A 21,547-nucleotide genomic window follows, 5' to 3' on the forward strand; every position below is an offset into this window, starting at 1 on the left:
GATGAAAAAAAATTATGCATTAATCCTCGGTTTGGTCATGTTTTTTGTACTGGTAATCACTTTAATTGCTGGTCCAACCCTGCCATTTGTAGATGAGGAATTGAATGGTGAGAGAATTTTATTTCTAGAAGGCGGTGGCTTTGATGTTGCGCCTTTTCCGCCTTCAAATGAATACCCGCTTGGCTCAGACCATGAAGGAAGGGATTTATTAAGCCTGATTATTCTTGGAACGAAGGATACGTTGAAGCTTGTATTTTTAATCGTTTTAATTCGCTATATTGTTGCAATTCCACTAGGAGTCTTGGCAGCAAGACAAAAAGGTTTCTTTTATTGGCTTGTATCATGGTGGAAGCAATTATTTGCAAGTTTTCCTGTTATACTCGCAGCTGCTCTTCTCTTATGCTTGCCTCCTATTTTAATGCATGAAAATCGACTATGGATTGCTATTATTACAATTGGGCTTATTGAGGTAGGACGAGTCTCCTTCGCTATTGCTGAACAAGCAAATGCAATTTCTAAACGCACATTTTTTGATGCAGGAATAACCATTGGTGTAAAACCCAAAACACTATTCACGAGCTATTATCTGCCAAATTTATTACCGGATTTAGTGGTTCAATTTTTTAGTGATGCTTCACGAGTGATCATATTAATTGGTCAACTATCGATTCTTTCAATCTTTGTTTCACATGTGTTTGTTGAATTAGAAGTGGGCTTTCGATTTGATGTGACGAGTAATGATTGGGGAACATTAATTAGTGGTGCGCGAAGAGATTTGGCCTTAGCAACTTGGATTCCATTTTTCCCAATGCTTGCAATCTTTTTTACTGCACTAATGTTTAATTATTTAGGGGAAGGCTTTAGGCGATTCTTCAACCGTCATATTCAAACATATTAAACCTACTTAGAGCATTGCAACATTGTAAGAATTATGGTATACTTTCAACTTGTGAGTAATGTTAATTGCTCCTTGCCCAAATGGGCCGTTTAGACCAAAAGGAGGTGAAAGTGATGAAAAAGTACGAAGTTATGTACATCATCCGTCCAAATATTGAAGATGAAGCAAAAAAAGCACTTATCGAGCGTTTTGATTCAATCCTAACTGACAATGGTGCAGAAGTGATCGAATCTAAAGAGTGGGGTAAGCGTCGTTTAGCTTATGAAATCAATGATTTCCGCGATGGCTACTACCAACTAATTCATATTAATGCTGAAGCAGCAGCAGTTGATGAGTTTACTCGTCTTGCTAAAATTAGCGAAGATATCATTCGTTTCATCGTTGTTAAAGACGAAAAATAATTTTTATATATACTAAATTGCTGAAAGGAGTTGATTCTGATGATGAACCGTGTCGTTCTTGTCGGACGTTTGACAAAGGATCCTGAGTTACGCTATACGCCTAATGGTGTGGCTGTCGCTACTTTTACACTTGCAGTGAATCGTACGTTTACGAATCAACAAGGAGACCGCGAAGCAGACTTTATTAATTGCGTGATCTGGAGAAAACCAGCTGAAAACGTTGCGAACTTCTTAAAAAAGGGAAGCTTAGCTGGCGTTGATGGTCGCATTCAGACTCGTAATTATGAAGGTCAGGATGGCAAGCGTGTCTATGTAACAGAAGTACAAGCTGAAAGTGTTCAATTTCTAGAGCCTAGAAATAGCAATGCTGGTGGTGGAAACCGCAATGACCAGTACGGATATGGTGGACAAGGTCAGGAATCTCCGTTTGGAAACAATCAGAATCAGCGTCAGCAAGAAAACCGTAACAACCAAGGATATACAAGGGTAGATAATGATCCATTCTCAAATGACGGTCAAATCGACATTTCAGATGACGATCTACCATTCTAAATTCTTTTAAGTTGTTATGATATAAATGTACATGAAGGAGGGAAATGACCATGGCTGGAGGACGTAGAGGCGGACGCGCGAAGCGCCGTAAAGTTTGCTATTTCACAGCAAACGGAATCACACACATCGATTATAAAGATGTAGATCTTCTAAAAAAATTCATCTCTGAACGCGGTAAGATTTTACCACGTCGTGTAACTGGTACAAACGCTAAATACCAACGTAAATTAACTGTTGCTATTAAGCGTTCACGTACAATGGCATTGCTGCCATTCGTTGCAGGAGAATAACTGTTTAGCTAGTTATCCTTTTATATAATGTTACATCATTGATATAAGAGGATTTAATAAGGATAGGTATGCAAGAATGAACTCCTGCTTCCTATCCTTTTTTGTGTACATTTCTAGAGAAAGGTCATTCTTTTAAAATGGGTCTTTTGTGGTGGAATAGTTTTTAAATCATAGTACTCAATTTTATCCTTATTCTTTTTGCATTCTTCCGACTCCCCATCCACGCTCCGATGGATTTAGTACCTATAATAATAAATAAGAGAAAAGATGATTCACACTGCGTCTTTTTCAACACTTTCTTCCACTCTCTTCTATCATGAAAAGAGGGTGATGGATATTTCTCTGGATGAGTGTGCCATTCTCCCACATAATTACAGGTACCATCACTTTCTTCCCAGATTTTATCCACGAGTTCCTGATGGGTTTCCAAATGCTTTTTAAAAAAGAATCTTTCACGCATGTCTTTTTTCGATGGCTCGGTAATTAAATCAATGATGATATCACCAGAGCCTTCTATGAATCTTCCAATTAAAACTCCGCCCGCTTCCTTATCATGGTTTTCAATTTGACGATAAGTACGAAATCTTTCCAAAACATCATCATTTATTTTTTATTTTGAGGTTGGTCCTAAGTAGAAAATCATGGCGTTTCACCCGCCTGACATATCACACAATTTTCATTCTTATATAGGTAACGGGTATCAAATAACACTTCGGAAGTAAATCCATACCGCTGACTTAACTGATATCCTTGACTGAGGAGTTCCGTGGAATCCCCTTTCCAAGACATAAGCGGATTTCCTTTTTCCTCACCTGTCAAGGCCCTTAAAGCCAACCTTGTTGCCATAACCGCTGTCTCAAGGGCGTCTATTGAACCATACGGAGTGAAAACGGATTGACATCCTGCTAAGGACTTTCGAAAGTTCTGACCAGGACCTGCAAATGACGCCTGATTAGCAATTAATCGACTTGGAGCATCCGATTGCGTAAACAAACACTGAAAGCAACCTGTTGCTTCTTTTTTCGTCAATAACGCATGTCCTCCTACTCCAAGAGGGTCAAGCCATATGAAAAGGATAGGTGGCGAACCAGCTATCTTGCGCATTATTTCATTTACGTATAACTCTTCAGTAGGGGAGCCGAGAGCTATGATGACTAGAGCAGATTCAAGCAGTAGTACTGGTTCTTCATGAATGATATCCAAAATATCAGAGGACTCATATTCAACCTGAATGAACGGAAACTTATTCTCCATTGCTCTTTTAATCGCCTCTGTCTTAGGAAAATGATAATATCTTTCAGGGCCTTAAAATAAACATCATTTATTCCCAATTCATGCCTATAAACGTTATCGATATCCAAGACATCCTTGTCAATCAAAGTAAATTTTTCAACACCCGCACGTGCTAATTCAAAGCATATCCTGCTTCCCAATGAACCAAGCCCAATAACAGTCACTTTCTTATCAGAGGTTTTAATGTACCCCTGAGTTCTGTTTAACAAATACTCCTTATCATGTCGTTTGATATACAGTGGAGTCATTTCAAATACAGCCTGGTTTTTCCTCAAAGGATGAAGAAAGGGAAAATGCTTTCCTTGTCCATGTTCTGTACGAAAATCAGAAAGCTTTAATCCTATAAGAGCTCTTTGACTCTTGGGGATGGAATTCTAAGAACAATAAACTCTTCATCCCCCTTTTGTATGAACTTCTTTTTTAAATATTGATTCAACTTTCTCTTTGTTGACGCCGTAACGTTGTTGTTAATAAGTTGACGATAATCCCTGATACCCCATGTCTCCCAAAAAGGAGGTGGTTTCAAGGTGGAAGATTTCCTCAGAGGAATATAGATACCATATCCCTTTTTAAACTCTTCTAACACGTTGCTGCTATATAAATGGTTCATATATTGAACGGTGCTTTCATTAATGCAGACCATTAAAATGGATTTTCCACGCTTATCATTTTGAAAAACCAATAATTTTTTAAACGTTCTTCGGGAGTGATGATAGCATCCATACGGTCAATCCCTTCCTGCCTTGACCACAGAGCTTCAAACTCCACCAAAAAGTCCTCTGAATTTAATTTGAAAATGTTCATGTCCCATCCATTGATAAAACACTTTTAAGTCATCTAAATAACCCTTTACTGTATTGGGAGACATGCCACGTTTTTCTAAAGTGCTTGTGAAATCCAAAACCTCAGGAATAATCCTCATATTTGAATCAACAAGTACAAATGAAGTTAATGTTTTTTCCACCTTCAAAGAGACTTCACCTCCAAAATATATTTTCAGAAAATTATAACACCTATTCTCTTTAATAATCTAGTATTACACAGCCAAAACACCAAACCTTATCTTAAAGATAATATGCGATATAGCAAGATCTTTACTATATTCTCTTAAGAACCTAATGCTGATGTGTAGTCCGTGTCACCATATCATTGATACTAATGTTAAAAAATATCCCCCTCAATATTTATTTGATATGAAAGAAAAACATGAAGGTTGGGTAGGCGAACAACTTTCCAAGAAAAATAAGGCGATCGTGGTGGTACATAAGAGAAAGAACCTCATGCCTGTCGATTCAATTATATTATCGAAGGAAACGAACTGTTTATTATTGGATGCAGTCTCTTTACAAGAGGAATTCACTGATTTCACAGAAGAAGGTTGGAGAGCTGCTAAGAAAGAAAATGAGGATTTCTTCCGAAAAGTAGTGAATTCAAAGAGGGAAAATGAAGGTTCTTATCTTTTTGTTTTTCCTTTGTCTCCAATCCCGTTATTAATTCATTTAGTAAATCTGATATCTGATACAACAGCTGCTGTCGTTCATCAATTTGATAGGGACACACAAAAGTGGTGTCATGAAAATGTAAACCCTAATACAAATGTCGTGATACCAGAAGTAAAGATTTCGAAAAAAGTTTATGATCAGTTGGTAGTCAGGGTACAGGTTAGCGGAACAATACATGAACGGGATATAACAGCTGCAGTAGAGGTCCGTTTCCAAAGCTTGGATATCATAATTGATGGTCCAAAATTAAATTCCATATTAAATGAGGATTATGTTAATGTTCTGAAAAGTGTGTTTCGCAAAGAAGTATATCGATTACAAAATGAAAATATATATTCAGAAATTCATTTGTTCTATTTCGGACCAGCAGGACTGGCTGTGGAACTTGGTCGTTGCATTAACCAAAACATGTTACCTCTAGTTCACCTATATGAATATAATAATAGGTCTACTAAGGCAAAATATCAAAGAGCCATTACTATTTGATAAGAATAAAAGTTCTTCTTGGAGCTATATCGGAAAAGAGAACCCGTTGCAATCGATTAGGATGTAACGGGAATTTTAATTTGAAAAACTGTAATAGAGGTACCATCTATTACAGTAAACCCATAAAGTTCGTACCAGATGTATGCAAACAATATGGTAATGAGAAAATTATCATGGATAAACTCAAATGTCTACTATTTATAATTTTCAAAAAATAATATAATTTGACAAGTAGATGTTCGATATATATATTTTATATACTAATAAAAAATCAAATAACCAAAGGATGATTTTTCTTGGACAATAAACGGGATCTTATTATTAATTCTGCTATGAAAGAATTTAGTAGGAATGGGATCGAACAAACTAAGATAGCTGATATCGCTAAAGATGCTGGTATCGGGCAAGGAACATTTTATATATACTTCCCATCAAAGTTATCTATAATGCCTGCAATTGCTGAGACTATGGTAAATAAGGTTTTTAATACATTAAGAAATGAAATTGATATTAATAAAGGAATTAGTGTACAAATCAAGCAGTTGATAGAAATAATTTTTAATAATATTAAAGAGAATAAAGAAATGAAAGCACTAATTTATGGAGGACTTACTAAAGCAGGTCACATTAATAAGTGGGAAAAAATTTATCAACCATATTATCTATGGCTAGAGAACTTATTAACACAAGCTAAAAATAATAATGAAATAAAAACCACGATGGACCTAAGCGTTGCTTCTAAATTAATAATAAATCTAGTAGAATCCTCTGCAGAACAGGTATACTTGTTCGATAATGCAAATGATGAAACTGTAAAATTGCAAAAGTCGGGAACGTTGTTATTTATTGAAAATGCAATTAATATTAATTGACAATAAAAGCGTAATTAGAGTAATATGATGATGTGTGAATGAAATTCATTCAAATTGATTGAAATTCATTCATGCTTTTTATATGTACTACTATGAATGAAATTCATTCATCTTTTAATACTCTTTTGAATGAAATTCATTCAATAGTAAGGATTTATTTTCCTTTTTTTATGGAGGAGGGATTGTAATTGAAAAGACTTGAAGAAAGAATACTAGTGTGTATTCAACCAAACCAAAATGTTAAGTATTTAATTAATCGGTCCAGCTACTTATCAAAAAAGTTAAAGGCAAAGTTTTATATTTTGTTTTTAAACCCAGATGATAATAAAAATAAAAGCTATAATCATCAATTGAATGATTTACAAATGAAATTGCTTTCAATAAAACACAATTCTACTGTTGTTGTGAAAAATAGTGGGATTAGTGATCTAAATAAGGTGCTAATTAAAACCGCAGAAGAATTACTAATCACACAAATTTATATGGAACATCCACAAGAAAGTTTATGGAGAAGATTATTTAAGGGCTCTATTATTAACGATTTAATAAGTAAAATCCCTCATATTGAGGTGCATCTAATACCCCCATTAAAAGCATTAGAAGAGTGGGACTACGAACCAGGAATCAAAGGGTATTTAATTAAGTCTAAGTATGTTAACCAATATGAGCTTACTTTTAAGTGCGAAAATTATCATCAATATAAAGGTTTCTTTTTTAAATCTATACACACTGATTTTAATAGTGGTGTCTTTATATGTATATCAAATGGAAGGATAAAAAAGTTTCATATCACTGATGGTTTTACTCACGAATAATTGAACAGGAGTTAATTTAAGGAGTATTATTGCAAATTGATTCAATATTTAACAAAGTATGTGGAGAGGATGGAGAGGATGAAAAAAGGTGTACAAGATGGAGTTGTAGTTGATGCAATAGTATGTGTTCGTTGTAAAACAATCAATTTATTAAAGTGTATTCCAATTCACAGATGCAGCAATTGTTTTAAACAGGAGAAAGAAATTGAACATTAAAAGAGAACGAATAATTCTTCTGAATAAGCTAGATGCAACCATTAAAAATAAGTGTATGAAATGTAATAATAAGGGGGTTTTATTTCCTAAAATGTACTGTGACCAGAACTGTTATGAGTACCATAGAAATTTATTTCATATAAGAAGGGGGTTGCTAAGATTAACACATATTCATAGGGCATTAAAAATGATAAAACATAAATGCGAAAATTAGTACTTTTTTAGAGCGGATGAATATTAAATATGCCAATATACAGGTCTTTACAAAGAAAAGATTTAATAAGAGTGAGGGAATTTAAAATGAGACTTCTATCAGACGATGAATTGAAAAAGCTCTATAAAAAGGCATTAATATATAACTTAAACTTAGAATTTATCAAACTTATTTTAGAGGAGCTTAAAAGAAGAAAAATTAATGTTTAGTACTTTTATTAAATAGGAGGTTGAATAATGTCGAGGTATTGGAGGGAACAACCACTCATACTTGAATTAGAAGAAGTACTTATTTGCGAAGAATGTAATATTTGGATGAGGTTAAATTTCGCAACAGAAGATCATAAATGCCCATTATGTAAGTCGGAAATGGAATATCGATCAAAAAATGTTCCTAAATTAGATTCAATTTGATCTGTATTATTATAATGAAGTTTGTCTATTTGAATCTAAATGAATGAACTTCATTCTAGTGTTTTTATAAAAATCATAAAATTTTGAGGTACTTAATATGAAGACTCATTCTGACACTCAAAAAAATGTACTTATTATTTTTTTTGATTTGCAACTTGATAGCGAACTTCTAGTGGAGAAGGGTATTGAAGTAGCTTCATCAAGTAATGGGGGAATGATTATAGTATTTGAAATTAAATTAGAAATAACTAATCAACACGAAGAATACTACAATCTCTTAAATAATTATTTTCCTGACATCTATATCATTAAAAAAGTAACTAGTCTAAGGGGATTAAAACGATGTCTTTCAGAGATTATGATTGAATATGAGATCACTGATGTTGTTTGTAATGATGATATATTTTTTTTAAGAGAAAGAGTTTCTAAATTAATAGACGGTACTTCGTTTCATTATAGTTTAAATATGATTAATAACTACCTAAAGTATTTATGGTACTCGATTCTTTTATTTATTAGTATTACTCTTGCAAAACCATATAAGAAAAATGTAGATGAAAGGATAATTTATACTAAAATAAACAAAAACTTATTTCATTATACGTACCAATTTGGAGACATAAAGAAACAATCCTATGTCGTAACATCTAATACCATGTAATTTAAACATACTCATGATTGACAGGGGCGCTTTGGATCAAGGTCTTGAGTTAATTACTCCTTTAAGAATGATATTGAAGTAAAGTAATATCTATTGTTGACAGCATTCCCTGATCAACCATTAATTGCTCTTGTTCTTATTATCGGCCCTTTAATTGAATTATCTGTATTAACAATAGCGGCTCAAGGATTATAGAAAATTAGACGACGTAAAAACAAGGAACAGTAAAAGGTTCCTTGTTTTTGCTATATTGTTCAATTAACCTGCCTTCTTAGTAAATAAGAAGATGTTGTCTCAATGACTGCTGGATCTTTTATATAAGCACCAAGTTGTTTAAATGTATTTGTTTACATCATTTAAAAACAGAATGTCTCCCATCAGAAAAATGGACAAACATTCTTTTCTTAGGAAGTTAGTAATGTTTTTATAAATCACTCCACGATTAAAAATCAGTATCTCAATATAGAGCCGCATTATTCCTAAAACTAATAAAACAACATTTTATCATATCCAATGCCTTGTAATAGTTTTTATCAGCCGAATTCTTATTCTTGCAATTTTGATAAAGGGAATATTCAATAAATTATTCGTATTCTCCTAGCACGGAATTAACAATATGAAGAGAATCCCATTCACCTGATGAAAAACGAATTATAGGATATTTTTTAGGGAAAAGAGCGTCATTAATTTGCTTTGGTGTCTTACCCTCATCATACATCTTAAAGATTTCCCCCTGCAGATTCAGAAGATACTCTAGCTTTCGCTTTAAAGCAGAACGGCCGTTTCCCAAGTAACCGGCATGGCAACAAAATACATCATTAAAATCATGAGTTAGTACTGTTTGCAATGATTCGATAATATCAGAAATACTTTCTTCCCGCAAGATTACCTTTGTTTTCTCTTGGCAATATAGATCACCAGTAAAAAGCTGACCGGTTTCATTGTTTAAAAATGATAAGTGATCCTGAGAGTGCCCTGGTGTTTTGATCACACTCCATAAAGCATTTGCAGAAGAAAACGAATCTCCGATTGGTTCTGCCCGAAATGGTCGGCGCCTTCCCCAAAACATTTTACGATACAATGGATAATCCGGCTTTTTTGTGCAATATTCAATCATTTCCTCATTCATCGAAATCGGTACTAGTTCTTTCTGAAAATAATCAGCACAACCGGTATGATCCTCATGATAATGCGTAATTACAACTTGCTGAGTTTTTAATTCTTTAAAGAATGAGATAAACTCTTTTTCCAATGACTTTGCCCCTGTATCAATCAATACACCGTCGATGTGAAAACAGTAAACATTTAATTTTACACCCTGAAATGAGATTGATCCGTTGCCCATTTGCACTCCGTTCACCGAATTTCGGGTAAATCCTTTTTTAAAAAGCATAAGTTCATCTCCTTAGAATCATTCTTATCATATGATTGTGAAAAAAACGAATAGTAATTCATTTTTCAATTATAACAAGGTACTATTTAATGTATTAAGCTCCATGTACAACTTGGGCATAACACATGTAGTGAAAAAACGTATAAATCGATTAAACCAATCTAGTCTATTCGATATATATTTAGTAAACGACATCTACAGCCAACTGAATGTACTTTAAGTTTTTGATGTAGATTTGAAATAGTTTCGTTTAAGGGCGGTATATTCGAACATCACTTGACAACGAAATTGGATATTTATGTTGGTATAACCAGAGATTGTGAAACGATGTACTTTAAAAGGGTATCGTTTGTATATCCTGAATAATTTATAACGGAAATTAGGCTGTTTAATGAAAATTAGAAAGGAAATTTTAAAACAATATGAGCCTCTTTAGGGCTCATATTGTAATAGTCGTATATTTACGCCATTAATTTTTCTAATAACTAATCTTTAGAATACATTAAGATTGGATTCTTTTTAGATTAACGTTCCCTTTTAGAACCATACAAGTACTTGTTGAATGGGCAACAATACTTTGTTTTTGGTCGTATACATAACATTCGAGTAAACCAATAGATGAACCTTTTTTTATTAACCTCCCCTCAGCTCGTAGCTTTGACTTAAAAATAGGTTTTAAGAAATTCAGTTTAATCTCAACTGTAGAAAAGAGCTCATCCTCAGCTAATGTAGTAGCAAAAGCGTACCCCATAGCAGCATCAGCAATATCACATAATACCCCCCCGTGGAGGGTCCCCATTGGATTGTGCAATCTTTCAGTAGCATCCAGTTCAATTACTACTCTTCCTTTTTCTACTTCAGTTACTATAAAACCTAAGACTTGTGCAGCAGGAGACCCTGGTATTTCACCTGTAGCCATCTTCTTTAATCCCTCTAAATGATTCATTAATTTCACCAACCTTAATAATTATTATTTCTAGAATGAACATTCTAAAAATATTAATCCAATACAGCTAAAGTTGAATCAATGATGTTCTTAAGTTTTTCTTTATCATCCGTTGTTTTAGATAAAACTCTTAAGCCTATTAATGAATTATGAATAAATTGAGATGTAATTTTTAAGTCAAGTTGGTCAGATAATTCCCTATTCATTTGTGCTTGTAATAGTATTTCGTATATAAACGATTCTGTCTTTTCAAAGTTTGTATTAATTCTGTTTGCAATTTCTTGATTATGCAATGTTAATTCCACTGCCGTATTGACTAATAAACATCCTGGGGGCATGCTTTCATTTGAGAAAACTATAATTTCAAATAGTCTTTTTAGCGCTATTTTAAATGAATTTATAGGTTTTAATTGTTCTTTAATATTTTTCTCAGTAATTTCTTCAAATAGTTTTAAAGATCTAAGGAATAATGTCTGCTTATCACCAAATGTATCATAAATACTTCTACGGTGTATGTTCATATTGTCAACTAAGTCTTGCATAGACGTTTTTTCATATCCATTCCTCCAGAAAAGCATCATTGCTTTTAGCAAGACTTGTCTTTCATCAAACTCCTTATGTCTAGCCATTTTCCACCTCCTTTGTAACATATTATCATTATTAGAACAATTGATAAAGAATTCATAACATTAAAACTTATATTTCGATTAAAAGAATTATCTTAAACAATGACCAAGTAATCCTACTAAAAAATGAACGTTATGAATGGGAATTGCCTAGTGCTAGGTTAGAGCAGTTTTAACGAAATATAAATGTTGTTGATAATGATAGCATCTAAAAATTATTAATAATTTTAAAATTTGGCAAACTATTATTTACATTATTTTTCATATATTGTTATATAATTATAAAAAAGGAGATGAGTTACATTGAAGGAAAAATTATTGATAGGGGTTTTAATTTTAGCATGTTCATTTTTAATTACTTCAAATGCTTTTGCGGAAACAGATGATTTGGGATATGAATATACAACAAAGAAAGCTAGTGAAATTGATTTTGAAGTAGATAAAAATATAACATTAATTTCTGGTGAACTTGGAGATCCAAATTCTATTTATGCTATTTATGAAGATGAAGAGATAGAGAGATATGAACAAGAATATGGAAAAGTAGAATTCGAAACAGAAATAAATTCAATTGTTCCAGGTAATTTGTTAGCATTTGCAACAATCGCTTCGGTTCCAACTACATTTTCTGATTTCTATTCTAGTGCTGTTTGGATAACTCGTAGTACGGGAATTAGTTTATCGATTTCACCTAAATTAGCTGCTTGGCGAACTTATCCGAATGCACTACAAAATGCAGCTGCAAATAAAAATTGAAAGCAGGAACAAATCCCTGCTTTCTATCCTTTTTTGTTTAACTGTTTAGAGAAGGTTCATTCCTTCTTGAAGGTTTTTTGTCGTCGAAATCGTATTCACAGCATAGTACACCCTTATTAGTATTCGCTTCGTAAATTATAGTGTTTGTTATGCTATTTAAGTTAATATTTAATTAGGAATTAATTAAACGATACATATTGTATCCTTTATAAAATAAAATATATAATTTTTATATATTTTATTTTATGAAAGAACTGTAAAGGGTGTTATTAATGGATAAGAATAAGGGAAATTCTGTGCGAACTTTAATGGAGGAAATGTTTAATATTCAAGTTAAATCCAACCGTTTTATGAAATTACTTACTCATGACGAAGATATCTCTGAGAATTTGGTGCTTTTGTTATTAAAACTAAAATTGTCTGGTTATCTTAAGGTAACGGAAATATCGGATCTATTCCTTTTAACACCTGGTGCTGCGACAAATATGTGTGATAAGCTTGAGCAACTGAATTTCATTGAAAGAATTAGGTTAAAAGAAGACCGTAGAGTCGTAAGAGTTATTTTAACGAAAAAAGGAGAAGAAAAGGTTGATGGAATATTTTTAAAGTTCTCCGTTGAACAGTTAGAAACGATAGCCACGTCCTTATCAGAGGTAAATCGCTTGTTTAATAAGATTGAAGAAAACATTTAAAACAGATCATATTTAGATCTGTTGAGATTTCGACTTTGTTTACATTTTTTTCGTAGTACTTTTTGATAATAAGAGAAACCCTCAGAATGTCCTGGAAATGATTGTCAGACTAGGCGTGCGGTCGAATGAAGACCCGAATAGAACACACGGTTCATGAGGGGACTTTGATGCCAAACAACGACGTATGCGAGCGTTTGTCAACAGTCTGAACAGATCATATTTAGATCTGTTTTTTTTTGTTGACGAAAGAATATATTTTATATATATTTTAATTATTAAATATTTTAGTTACTAAAATATATTTTTTAAAAAAGAAATGGGCTGTTCAAATGAAAAGAAAAATGTATTTATTAGGAGGGATTATTTTTATGACATTAATAGTTTTAGGTTTATTAAACAACTCCAAGAGCAACTTTGAATACCAATCCAACATAAAAAAAGTCAATGGAATCATCCTTCATTCGGATTATTCCAACATTAAGGTAGTTAGCAATCATCCAGATTTATATATTGATTTCCAAGGTCAAAAGACCATATTTGGAACGCCACACATTGATATTAATTATGCTAATGACAAAGCCATTATTCAGTTACTTACATTTGATAAAGGTTGGAAGAAAATATTACCTGGTAAAAGGAACAGAAGTGAAATACTTTTAAACATTCCGCCTGGGCTATTAGATGAAATTCACTTGGAAACAAATAATGGAAATATTGATATTGATCAAATTTCTGAAGTTAGTCGTCTATCTCTTATTTCTGATGTAGGTTTTGTCAAGATGAATCGCTTTCAAGGCGAATTTCTAAATGTCGAATCTGGAAATGGTTCTGTTAATTTAGGGGAAGTAGATGGACAAATCAATATTAAAATTAATGTAGGCAACTTAAAGGGTCTAGTCCTCAGAAATTTTATAGGAGAAAATAACATTAAAATTTCTAATGGCCATGTAAAAGTTCAGTTACCTAAAGAGACAAAACCTGATGATATAGGGTTACATCTCTCAACTAAGAACGGGAAGATTGTATCTAAAGAGCATAAGTTGAACATTAATAATAAAGGGCCAGGGAAAGAAGTACTTTTTAATACACCAAATAATGAGACAAGACTAAATATCTCTGTTTCAGTAGGAAACATAGAAATTAATTAAACCTTTAAAACATACTAGTTGTTGGATTGATTTATATAAATTCATATCATTTTATTAAAGATATCCTAAATGGCATAAGAACATTAAAGGTCTAGCTACCAAGTTTGGTAGCTTTTTTTGTTTTACAAATGAGGGTATAAAAAGCATCTTTAAACTATTTTTTAATCTCCAATATAAATAGAAGTTCTAGAAGGTGTGTAAGACTCAAGTACAAGTAAATACTCTTTTAAAATTATAATTTATAATCCTTCGTCTTAAGTTGCTGCTAAAAGACGAGTTCCTAGTGCTTGTCTTATAGAAAAATACTTGTAAATAGTAATCGTTCTGTTTTATAATGAGAAAGTCATAAATCAAAATGATTACGATTTATTTTGGAAGGAGGAGCAAAAATGCGTGTGAAGATTACGTTAGCTTGTACAGAGACAGGAGATAAAAATTACATTACTACGAAAAATAAACGAAATCAGCCAGACCGATTGGAGTTAATGAAATATAGCCCAAGATTAAAGAGGAAGACATTGCATAAAGAGACGAAGTAATAAAAATTGCACTTTAATAATCTTAATGATTATGTTTATCAATAAAGTAAGAGGGAGAGGGGAAAAAATTGAGAAAAGGTGTGCTTGTATTATTAATGACCATTGCTACGCTTTTAGCAGGGTGCCAACCAGCATCAGTAGAAGAGAAAGGCGACAATGATTCTTTATCGATTTATACGTCCATATACGCTTTAGCGGACTTTACAGAAAAAATTGGAGGGGAGTTTGTAGAAGTAGAAAGTATTTATCCACCGAACGCAGATGCCCATACTTATGAGCCAACTTTGGCAGATATACAGAAAATATCTGACGGAGATGTTTTTATTTTCTCCGGAGTTGGGCTAGAACCATTTGGAGATAAAGTTGATGACCTTTTTGCGAATCAAGATGTACATATTCTTCCAGCTGGTAAGGGTTTGACTTCAGGCCATTCTCATGAAGAGACAGATGATCATCATCATGAACAGAAAGATGGGTCTCATTCTAACCTGAAAATTGATGGTATAAAGGATCACTATCATACAGGGGATGAAATTGAATTAAATGCGTTAATTGATGAAGATGGTGGTAATGCCCATTGGCATTGGTATACGAAAGACCCTGGACAGGAAGAATGGGTCGTTGTTTCAGGGCAAGGTGGATCTCATTATCATGGAGAAGCTACTGTAGATGGCCAGGAGATAAAAGTAATTTTATATGATCATGATCATGAAGTGTATGCACAATCTGAATCAATTAAAATAGTCATTGATGATCACGGTCATGCTCATCATGAAGAAGGTCATGAACATGATGAACATGAGGGAGAACATGCACATGGAGAAGGTCATGAAGAAGAGGTTCAAGAATCAGTTGAAGTAGAAGGATTGGCTCATCATTATCATACAGGTGATGAGATCAATTTAACCGCTACAATTGATGAGGATGAAGGAAATAACCATTGGCATTGGTATATGCGTGAGTCAGATCACGATGATTGGGAAGTAATTGGAGAAAATCATAGTCCACAATTTAGTGGTATTGCTGAAATAGATGGATTGCAACTTAAAGTTGTTCTGTTTGGAGAAGACCATGAGCCACTTGCGCAGTCAACGCCATTAACCATCCACATTGATGATCATGATGGGCATAGTGGTGAAGATGATCCACATGTGTTTTTAGATCCTGTGATGAGCGTTGAAATTGCCCAGAATATTAAGAACATGCTTAGCGAAAAAATGCCGGAGCAGAAGTCTTATTTCGAAGAGAATTTTAAGAAGTTAAAAGCGAGTTTAGAAGAATTAGACCAAGAATTGCATCAGGTCATTTCAGAAGCAAACCATAAACAAATCATTGTTTCTCATGCTGCTTATGGTTATTGGGAAAGAAGGTATGGACTAGAACAGTTGAGTATTTTAGGATTGTCACCTACTCAAGAACCGTCACAAGCAAAGTTAGTAGAGTTGGTGAATGTGGCAAAAGAAAACAATCTAAAATTTGTTGTATTTGAAAACAATGTAAGTTCAAGAATTGCAGATGTAATTCAATCAGAAATTGGAGCGGAAAGTTTGGTTTTACGTAATATGGAATCTGTTTCCCAAGAGGATTTAGATAATGGGGAAGACTATTTTAGCATGATGAAAATGAATATAGATACGCTGAAAAAGGCATTGAATAATTAATAATCTATTTTTAAAAATGATTACGATAAATAAAATGGAGTGCAATTGATGGTGAAAAAAATCCCTGTAACAGTATTAAGTGGTTATTTAGGTGCTGGAAAAACAACTTTATTGAATTATATATTGTCTAATCGTGAAAATAAAAAAATTGCTGTGATCGTAAATGATATGAGTGAGGTAAATATAGATGCTTCCCTAGTAAAACAGGGTGGTTTTACACGAACTGATGAGAAGCTAGTAGAGTTACAGAATGGTTGTATTTGTTGTACTTTAAGAGAGGATCTAATGATTGAAGTAGAAAGACTTGTACAATCAGGAAACATTGATTACATTGTTATTGAATCATCTGGCATTTCTGAACCTATTCCAGTTGCACAAACTTTTACGTATATGGATGAACATTTAGGTATTCATTTAGGTGAAATGTGTAAGCTTGATACAATGGTGACGGTAGTTGATGCAAATCGATTTTGGCATGACTATGCTTCAGGTGAGAGCTTGTTGGAGCGCAAACAAGCAACTGATGAATACGATACTCGAGAAGTAGTCGATTTACTAATTGATCAGATTGAATTTGCTGATGTATTAGTATTAAATAAAGTCGATCTTGTCAACAAGGAGAGTGCGAAGGAACTAGAGTCGTTAATCTCTAAGTTAAATCCACAAGCAAGAGTCTTACAAACCTCTCAAGGAAAAGTGCCATTAGATATGATTTTAAATACTGGTTTGTTTGATTTTGATGAGGCTAGCCAGAGTGCTGGATGGATTAAAGAGTTAAATGAAGAGCATGTGCCAGAAACTGAGGAATATGGAATCTCTTCTTTTGTTTACAAGAGAAGAAGGCCTTTCCATCCCGAACGTCTATATCATTGGTTAGAGAATTGGCCAGTCGATGTTGTACGATCAAAAGGCTTCTTTTGGCTTGCTTCTCGCAATGAGATGATGGGCTTGTTGTCACAAGCTGGTCCATCGATTATCTTTCAAGGAGCTGGCAATTGGATTGATACTTATTCAGAAGCAGAAAAACAACTACTATTTAGTGAAGACCCAGACTTGTTAAAGAGATGGGACCCTACTTATGGAGATCGTTTAACTGAATTGGTGTTTATTGGTATAGAGATGAAAGACAATGAACTAATTGAATCGTTAGATCTTTGCTTATTAACAGATGACGAGATGATAATGAATTGGTCAGAATTCCTTGATCAATTCCCACCATTTTAAATGACAAAAGCGACCGCATTTTTAGCAGTCGCTTCAGACTGTTGACAAACGCTCGCATACGTCGTTGTTTGGCATCAAAGTCCCCCCATGAACCATGTGTTCTATTCGGCTTTCATTCGACCGCAAGCCTAGTCTGACAAGCGTTTTCAAGACACTCTGAGGGTTTCTCTTATTATCAAAAAGTACTACGAAAAAAATGTAGACAAAGTCGATTTTGACTTTGTCTACAATCTCAAGCGACTGCATTTTTAGCAGTCGCTTTTGAATTATGCTTTTAATAATTTTAATGCTTCACGATTAAAGGCAGGTAGATCATCTGGTGTACGACTTGTCACGATGTTGTGGTCAACGATGACTTCTGCATCTTCAAAAGTTGCTCCAGCATTCATTAAGTCTTTTTTTACTGATGTAAAGCTTGTCATTTTTACACCTTCAATTAAATCTGTATCAATTAAGAACTGCGGGCCATGACAGATGGCGAAAACAGGCTTTTCGCCTTTAATAAAGTGAGCGGCGAATTCTGCATTTTTAGGATTAATTCTTAAAAGATCTGGTGAGAATCCACCTGGGACTAATAGTGCTTCATAATCACTAGGCGAGACTTCATCTAGACCTTTTTCAACTTTGAACTTTCCACCATTTTTCCCTGTAATTTCGGCAGGACCATCAGCATTTAGCAAATCTACGGTGTATCCGGCTTCCTCATATTTCTCTACTGGATCAGTTAATTCAATTTCTTCAACCATATTTGTAACCAATACTGCAATTTTCTTTGCCATGTTTCAACATTCCTTTCTAATACAAGCTCAAATAGTGGGTAATACTTACATCATTTATTTACCCAATTTTTAGTTTGTTATGCATAAAGAAAAAAATGGAATGTTTCACGTGGAACATTTTGTATGTTCTAAAAAATACCCCATGCAATAAATAATGCTTGTAGAGCATCCTCTAGTTTGTCTTCTTCAATTCCTGCAAAACCAAGAATGATCTTAGGATATGGCTCATGCTTTTCTATAATCGAATAGTGAGATAGGGGATAGATTTTAATGCTACATGCATGAGCTTTTTGCACAAGTTCATCCTCAGAATGTCCAGTTTTTACAACGAGCATCAAGTGCAATCCAGAGCTTTCACCTATGACAGTCAATTGATTTTCAAATGGCTTCACATAATTTAACACTACTTCAACTTTTCTTCGATATATTTTTCTCATCCGGTTCAAATGCCTCTCAAACTCTCTTTCTTTCATAAATTCAGTTAGAGCAATTTGATCAATTCTTGAGACAGTGCAGTGGTACGCAGAAAAGTATTCATGATATTTATCCATTAAAGCCAGTGGTAATACCATGTAACTAATTCTAAGTGAAGGAATAAACGATTTGGAAAAGGAACCTAAGTAGATGACCTTTCCAGTACGATCCATGCTTTGAAGAGAGGGGATCGTTTTTCCATTGTAACGAAACTCACTATCGTAATCATCCTCAATAATATAGCGTTGCTGACTTTCAGCCGCCCAATTTAACAGCTTTTGCCTACGAGAGATAGGTAGGACTGTCCCGTATGGAAAGTGATGGGATGGTGTCGTATATAAAATATCGATAGGTGTTTGTAGGATAGCATCAATATCAACGCCTTGTTCGTCGACAACTAGAGGGTAAACGTTATTCGGATGACGCTTCAAAATTTTTAACATGAGGTGATAACCCGGATCTTCAACTCCGTATGTCGTGTTCTGCCCAAATAATAGAATGAGATGTTGAAGAAGAACCTCAACACCAGCACCAACGACAATTTGTTCCGGTTGACATTTAACCCCTCGCGAATGATACAAATAATGAGAGATCTCTTCCCGGAATCTGAATTCGCCTTGGTAGTTTCCAAGTAAGAGTAATTCTTTCTGAAGGACATCAATGGCTAGTTTCATTGACTTACGCCATTTATCAAAAGGGAAATGAGCCGTATCAATTTGACTTGGATGAAAGTCATATTGATAGGCCTTTTCTTGAGAACGAGCATGATTTCGGCTCGGTTCATTTAGATCAACATATTCTAGTTCATCGTAGGCAAGGACGAAGTATCCTTTCCGTGCCTTCACCTCAATATATCCTTCTGCATCTAATTGTTCGTACGCAGTCTGGATCGTGTTCTGACTAATCGTTAAGAAAGAAGCTAGTTTTCTCTTAGAAGGTAACTTTGTACCAGATGCAAGTCGACCAGCGATAATTTCTTCTTTGATAAACTGGTAGAGTTGTTCGTAAATAGGAACGGAACTTTCACGATTTAATTCACAAGAAAGCATGTTCATAGTCAATCTCCTTAAACTGAACCCTTTGTTTTTGTTAAAACTGATTCTTTTAATCATATCAGTTTCTTTCTATACTAATAAACAAATCAGAGCTTTTCAAGAGGAGGATGTACATATGAACAAAGTATTAGGAACGGAAACAGTAAAGCGTGGCATGGCACAAATGCAAAAGGGTGGCGTCATTATGGACGTTGTCAATGCAGAACAAGCACGTGTAGCAGAAGCAGCTGGAGCTGTAGCTGTAATGGCGTTAGAAAGGGTACCATCAGATATTCGTGCTGCAGGTGGAGTTGCGCGTATGGCAGACCCACGTATTGTTGAAGAAGTGATGGGTGCTGTATCGATTCCTGTTATGGCGAAGGCAAGAATAGGGCATATCGTTGAAGCACGCGTACTCGAAGCTATGGGTGTGGATTATATTGATGAAAGCGAAGTTTTAACTCCAGCTGATGAAGAATACCATATTTTAAAAAGTGACTTTACTGTCCCATTTGTATGCGGCTGCCGCGATTTAGGAGAGGCGACACGACGTATTGGTGAAGGTGCTTCCATGCTCCGTACGAAGGGAGAGCCTGGTACTGGAAATATTGTAGAAGCGGTTCGTCATATGCGTAAAGTGCAAGCACAAATTCGCAAGCTGACATTAATGAGCGAAGATGAAATTATGACAGAAGCAAAGAATATTGGTGCACCTTATGAATTATTACGTGAAATTAAGAAAAACGGCAAGCTGCCTGTTGTAAACTTCGCTGCAGGTGGAATTGCAACACCTGCTGATGCAGCGCTTATGATGGAGTTAGGAGCAGATGGCGTGTTCGTTGGTTCAGGTATTTTTAAATCAGAGAACCCGGAAAAGTTTGCTCAAGCGATCGTGCAAGCAACAACTCATTATAAAGACTATGACTTAATCGGCAAGCTTTCTCAAGAGCTAGGAGCAGCAATGAAAGGCATTGACATTTCGAAACTATCACTAGAGGAAAGAATGCAGGAGCGTGGGTGGTAATGAAAGTTGGTGTTTTATCCTTACAGGGAGCAGTAACAGAGCATCTAGCACAGATTGAAAGCTGTGGTGCAATGGGTGTTTCGATTAAAACACCAAAGCAATTAGATGATGTAGATGGTTTGGTTGTCCCCGGTGGTGAAAGCACAGCCATTCGCAAATTAATGGATACTCTAGGGTTTATTGAACCCATCCAACAATTTGCTAAGCAAGGAAAGCCGCTATTTGGCACATGTGCTGGGCTCGTATTAATGGCAAAACAATTAGAAGGAGATGCCAATCCGCATTTATCTTTGCTTGACATCACAGTTCGTCGTAACGCCTCTGGAAGGCAAAAAGAAAGCTTTGAAGCTGCACTAATAGTAGATGGGTTTGAACAGCCCTTTCCTGCGGTTTTTATCCGTGCTCCTTTCATTTCTGGAGTAGGAGCAGGGGTGGAAGTGTTAGCAACGGTTGAAGAACATATTGTTGCTGTAAAACAGGGATCATTACTGGCAACTTCTTTCCACCCTGAATTGACGAATAATCCAGCATTTATGCACTATTTTGTGAAAATGGTCAAGGAATGTAGAGTGAAAGCTATCGTGTAATAAAAAAGAGGATCGATTTATGATCCTTCAGAGAATGTAGACAAGGTCGAT

General features: G+C 34.5%; 27 protein-coding genes. 18 read left to right on the plus strand and 9 right to left on the minus strand.

All coding sequences use genetic code 11. From position 1 onward, the window contains the following. Position 1 precedes the first annotated feature (1 nt). From AC6F34_RS06440 to rpsR, 4 genes are all read left to right on the plus strand, one after another. On the plus strand, positions 2-898 hold the full coding sequence (locus tag AC6F34_RS06440) for an ABC transporter permease (protein WP_500770223.1): 897 nt from the start codon (positions 2-4) through the stop codon (positions 896-898). 113 nt (positions 899-1,011) lie between these two features. Then, positions 1,012-1,299 carry a 30S ribosomal protein S6 gene (gene rpsF / locus AC6F34_RS06445; RefSeq protein WP_500770225.1) on the plus strand — a complete coding sequence of 96 codons (288 nt, stop codon included), beginning with the start codon at positions 1,012-1,014 and terminating at the stop codon, positions 1,297-1,299. Between the two features lie 39 nt (positions 1,300-1,338). Then, positions 1,339-1,851: a single-stranded DNA-binding protein gene (gene ssb / locus AC6F34_RS06450; protein WP_500770227.1), complete on the plus strand. Its 513-nt coding sequence runs from the start codon at positions 1,339-1,341 to the stop codon at positions 1,849-1,851. A gap of 50 nt (positions 1,852-1,901) precedes the next feature. Beyond that, on the plus strand, positions 1,902-2,141 hold the full coding sequence (rpsR, locus tag AC6F34_RS06455; protein WP_500770229.1) for a 30S ribosomal protein S18: 240 nt from the start codon (positions 1,902-1,904) through the stop codon (positions 2,139-2,141). Positions 2,142-2,304: 163 nt separating this feature from the next. On the opposite strand, the gene AC6F34_RS06460 is transcribed toward rpsR, so the two are convergent. The 4 genes from AC6F34_RS06460 to AC6F34_RS06475 form a co-directional block, all read right to left on the minus strand. Continuing rightward, the gene (locus tag AC6F34_RS06460; RefSeq protein ID WP_500770231.1) at positions 2,305-2,733 is read right to left on the minus strand and encodes a Mov34/MPN/PAD-1 family protein; all 429 of its coding nucleotides are present in this window, start codon (positions 2,731-2,733) and stop codon (positions 2,305-2,307) included. Between the two features lie 47 nt (positions 2,734-2,780). Further along, positions 2,781-3,395, minus strand: a complete 615-nt coding sequence (locus AC6F34_RS06465; protein ID WP_500770233.1) for a hypothetical protein — start codon at positions 3,393-3,395, stop codon at positions 2,781-2,783. Continuing rightward, entirely contained in the window at positions 3,296-3,682 is a 387-nt protein-coding gene (locus AC6F34_RS06470) for a ThiF family adenylyltransferase (protein ID WP_500770235.1), read from the minus strand. The genes AC6F34_RS06465 and AC6F34_RS06470 overlap by 100 nt, the downstream gene beginning before the upstream one ends. Before the next feature lie 509 nt (positions 3,683-4,191). After that, positions 4,192-4,398 (minus strand): site-specific integrase, encoded by a 207-nt coding sequence (locus tag AC6F34_RS06475; RefSeq protein WP_500770953.1) that lies wholly within the window; start codon positions 4,396-4,398, stop codon positions 4,192-4,194. 316 nt (positions 4,399-4,714) lie between these two features. Between AC6F34_RS06475 and AC6F34_RS06480 the strand changes: the two genes are divergently transcribed. The 6 genes from AC6F34_RS06480 to AC6F34_RS06505 all read left to right on the plus strand — a co-directional run bounded on the left by AC6F34_RS06480 (position 4,715) and on the right by AC6F34_RS06505 (position 8,613). Next, a complete protein-coding gene (locus AC6F34_RS06480) occupies positions 4,715-5,422 on the plus strand; it encodes an SAVED domain-containing protein (RefSeq protein WP_500770237.1) in 708 nt (235 codons plus the stop codon). 296 nt (positions 5,423-5,718) lie between these two features. After that, positions 5,719-6,294 (plus strand): TetR/AcrR family transcriptional regulator, encoded by a 576-nt coding sequence (locus AC6F34_RS06485; protein WP_500770239.1) that lies wholly within the window; start codon positions 5,719-5,721, stop codon positions 6,292-6,294. Positions 6,295-6,482: 188 nt separating this feature from the next. Continuing rightward, complete coding sequence (locus AC6F34_RS06490) at positions 6,483-7,109, plus strand: adenine nucleotide alpha hydrolase family protein (protein ID WP_500770241.1); 627 nt, start codon at positions 6,483-6,485, stop codon at positions 7,107-7,109. 516 nt (positions 7,110-7,625) lie between these two features. Further along, on the plus strand, positions 7,626-7,748 hold the full coding sequence (sda, locus tag AC6F34_RS06495; protein WP_500770243.1) for a sporulation histidine kinase inhibitor Sda: 123 nt from the start codon (positions 7,626-7,628) through the stop codon (positions 7,746-7,748). 27 nt (positions 7,749-7,775) lie between these two features. After that, positions 7,776-7,952: a cold-inducible protein YdjO-related protein gene (locus AC6F34_RS06500; protein ID WP_500770245.1), complete on the plus strand. Its 177-nt coding sequence runs from the start codon at positions 7,776-7,778 to the stop codon at positions 7,950-7,952. 97 nt (positions 7,953-8,049) lie between these two features. Next, positions 8,050-8,613 carry a hypothetical protein gene (locus AC6F34_RS06505; protein WP_500770247.1) on the plus strand — a complete coding sequence of 188 codons (564 nt, stop codon included), beginning with the start codon at positions 8,050-8,052 and terminating at the stop codon, positions 8,611-8,613. A 583-nt stretch (positions 8,614-9,196) separates the two neighbouring features. Here the strand turns inward: AC6F34_RS06505 and AC6F34_RS06510 are convergent. The 3 genes from AC6F34_RS06510 to AC6F34_RS06520 form a co-directional block, all read right to left on the minus strand. Continuing rightward, entirely contained in the window at positions 9,197-10,006 is an 810-nt protein-coding gene (locus AC6F34_RS06510) for an MBL fold metallo-hydrolase (protein WP_500770249.1), read from the minus strand. A 502-nt stretch (positions 10,007-10,508) separates the two neighbouring features. Beyond that, positions 10,509-10,952, minus strand: coding sequence for a PaaI family thioesterase (locus AC6F34_RS06515; RefSeq protein ID WP_500770251.1), 444 nt, complete (start codon positions 10,950-10,952; stop codon positions 10,509-10,511). Positions 10,953-11,005: 53 nt separating this feature from the next. Further along, the gene (locus tag AC6F34_RS06520; protein ID WP_500770253.1) at positions 11,006-11,581 is read right to left on the minus strand and encodes a TetR/AcrR family transcriptional regulator; all 576 of its coding nucleotides are present in this window, start codon (positions 11,579-11,581) and stop codon (positions 11,006-11,008) included. 300 nt (positions 11,582-11,881) lie between these two features. Here AC6F34_RS06520 and AC6F34_RS06525 point away from each other — a divergent pair, with 300 nt between their 5' ends. The 6 genes from AC6F34_RS06525 (at position 11,882) to AC6F34_RS06550 (ending at position 17,598) form a co-directional block, all read left to right on the plus strand. Next, complete coding sequence (locus tag AC6F34_RS06525) at positions 11,882-12,334, plus strand: hypothetical protein (protein ID WP_500770255.1); 453 nt, start codon at positions 11,882-11,884, stop codon at positions 12,332-12,334. A gap of 272 nt (positions 12,335-12,606) precedes the next feature. Continuing rightward, entirely contained in the window at positions 12,607-13,026 is a 420-nt protein-coding gene (locus AC6F34_RS06530) for a MarR family winged helix-turn-helix transcriptional regulator (protein ID WP_500770257.1), read from the plus strand. A gap of 368 nt (positions 13,027-13,394) precedes the next feature. After that, a complete protein-coding gene (locus AC6F34_RS06535) occupies positions 13,395-14,174 on the plus strand; it encodes a DUF4097 family beta strand repeat-containing protein (RefSeq protein WP_500770259.1) in 780 nt (259 codons plus the stop codon). A 389-nt stretch (positions 14,175-14,563) separates the two neighbouring features. Then, positions 14,564-14,713, plus strand: coding sequence for a 50S ribosomal protein L33 (rpmG, locus tag AC6F34_RS06540; RefSeq protein WP_500770261.1), 150 nt, complete (start codon positions 14,564-14,566; stop codon positions 14,711-14,713). A gap of 68 nt (positions 14,714-14,781) precedes the next feature. Continuing rightward, positions 14,782-16,374, plus strand: coding sequence for a metal ABC transporter solute-binding protein, Zn/Mn family (locus tag AC6F34_RS06545; RefSeq protein ID WP_500770263.1), 1,593 nt, complete (start codon positions 14,782-14,784; stop codon positions 16,372-16,374). Positions 16,375-16,422: 48 nt separating this feature from the next. Next, positions 16,423-17,598: a GTP-binding protein gene (locus tag AC6F34_RS06550; protein ID WP_500770265.1), complete on the plus strand. Its 1,176-nt coding sequence runs from the start codon at positions 16,423-16,425 to the stop codon at positions 17,596-17,598. A 266-nt stretch (positions 17,599-17,864) separates the two neighbouring features. Here AC6F34_RS06550 and AC6F34_RS06555 read toward each other — a convergent pair whose 3' ends face one another. Continuing rightward, a complete protein-coding gene (locus AC6F34_RS06555) occupies positions 17,865-18,377 on the minus strand; it encodes a type 1 glutamine amidotransferase domain-containing protein (protein ID WP_500770268.1) in 513 nt (170 codons plus the stop codon). 128 nt (positions 18,378-18,505) lie between these two features. Further along, positions 18,506-19,906, minus strand: a complete 1,401-nt coding sequence (pdxR, locus tag AC6F34_RS06560) for a MocR-like pyridoxine biosynthesis transcription factor PdxR (protein ID WP_500770270.1) — start codon at positions 19,904-19,906, stop codon at positions 18,506-18,508. A gap of 115 nt (positions 19,907-20,021) precedes the next feature. Here pdxR and pdxS point away from each other — a divergent pair, with 115 nt between their 5' ends. Continuing rightward, positions 20,022-20,909, plus strand: a complete 888-nt coding sequence (gene pdxS, locus AC6F34_RS06565) for a pyridoxal 5'-phosphate synthase lyase subunit PdxS (RefSeq protein ID WP_500770272.1) — start codon at positions 20,022-20,024, stop codon at positions 20,907-20,909. Continuing rightward, the gene (gene pdxT / locus AC6F34_RS06570) at positions 20,909-21,496 is read left to right on the plus strand and encodes a pyridoxal 5'-phosphate synthase glutaminase subunit PdxT (protein ID WP_500770274.1); all 588 of its coding nucleotides are present in this window, start codon (positions 20,909-20,911) and stop codon (positions 21,494-21,496) included. Before pdxS ends, pdxT begins: the two co-directional genes overlap by 1 nt. The last annotated feature ends 51 nt before the right edge of the window (positions 21,497-21,547 follow it).

Source organism: Niallia sp. CD-39 (assembly GCF_059874745.1).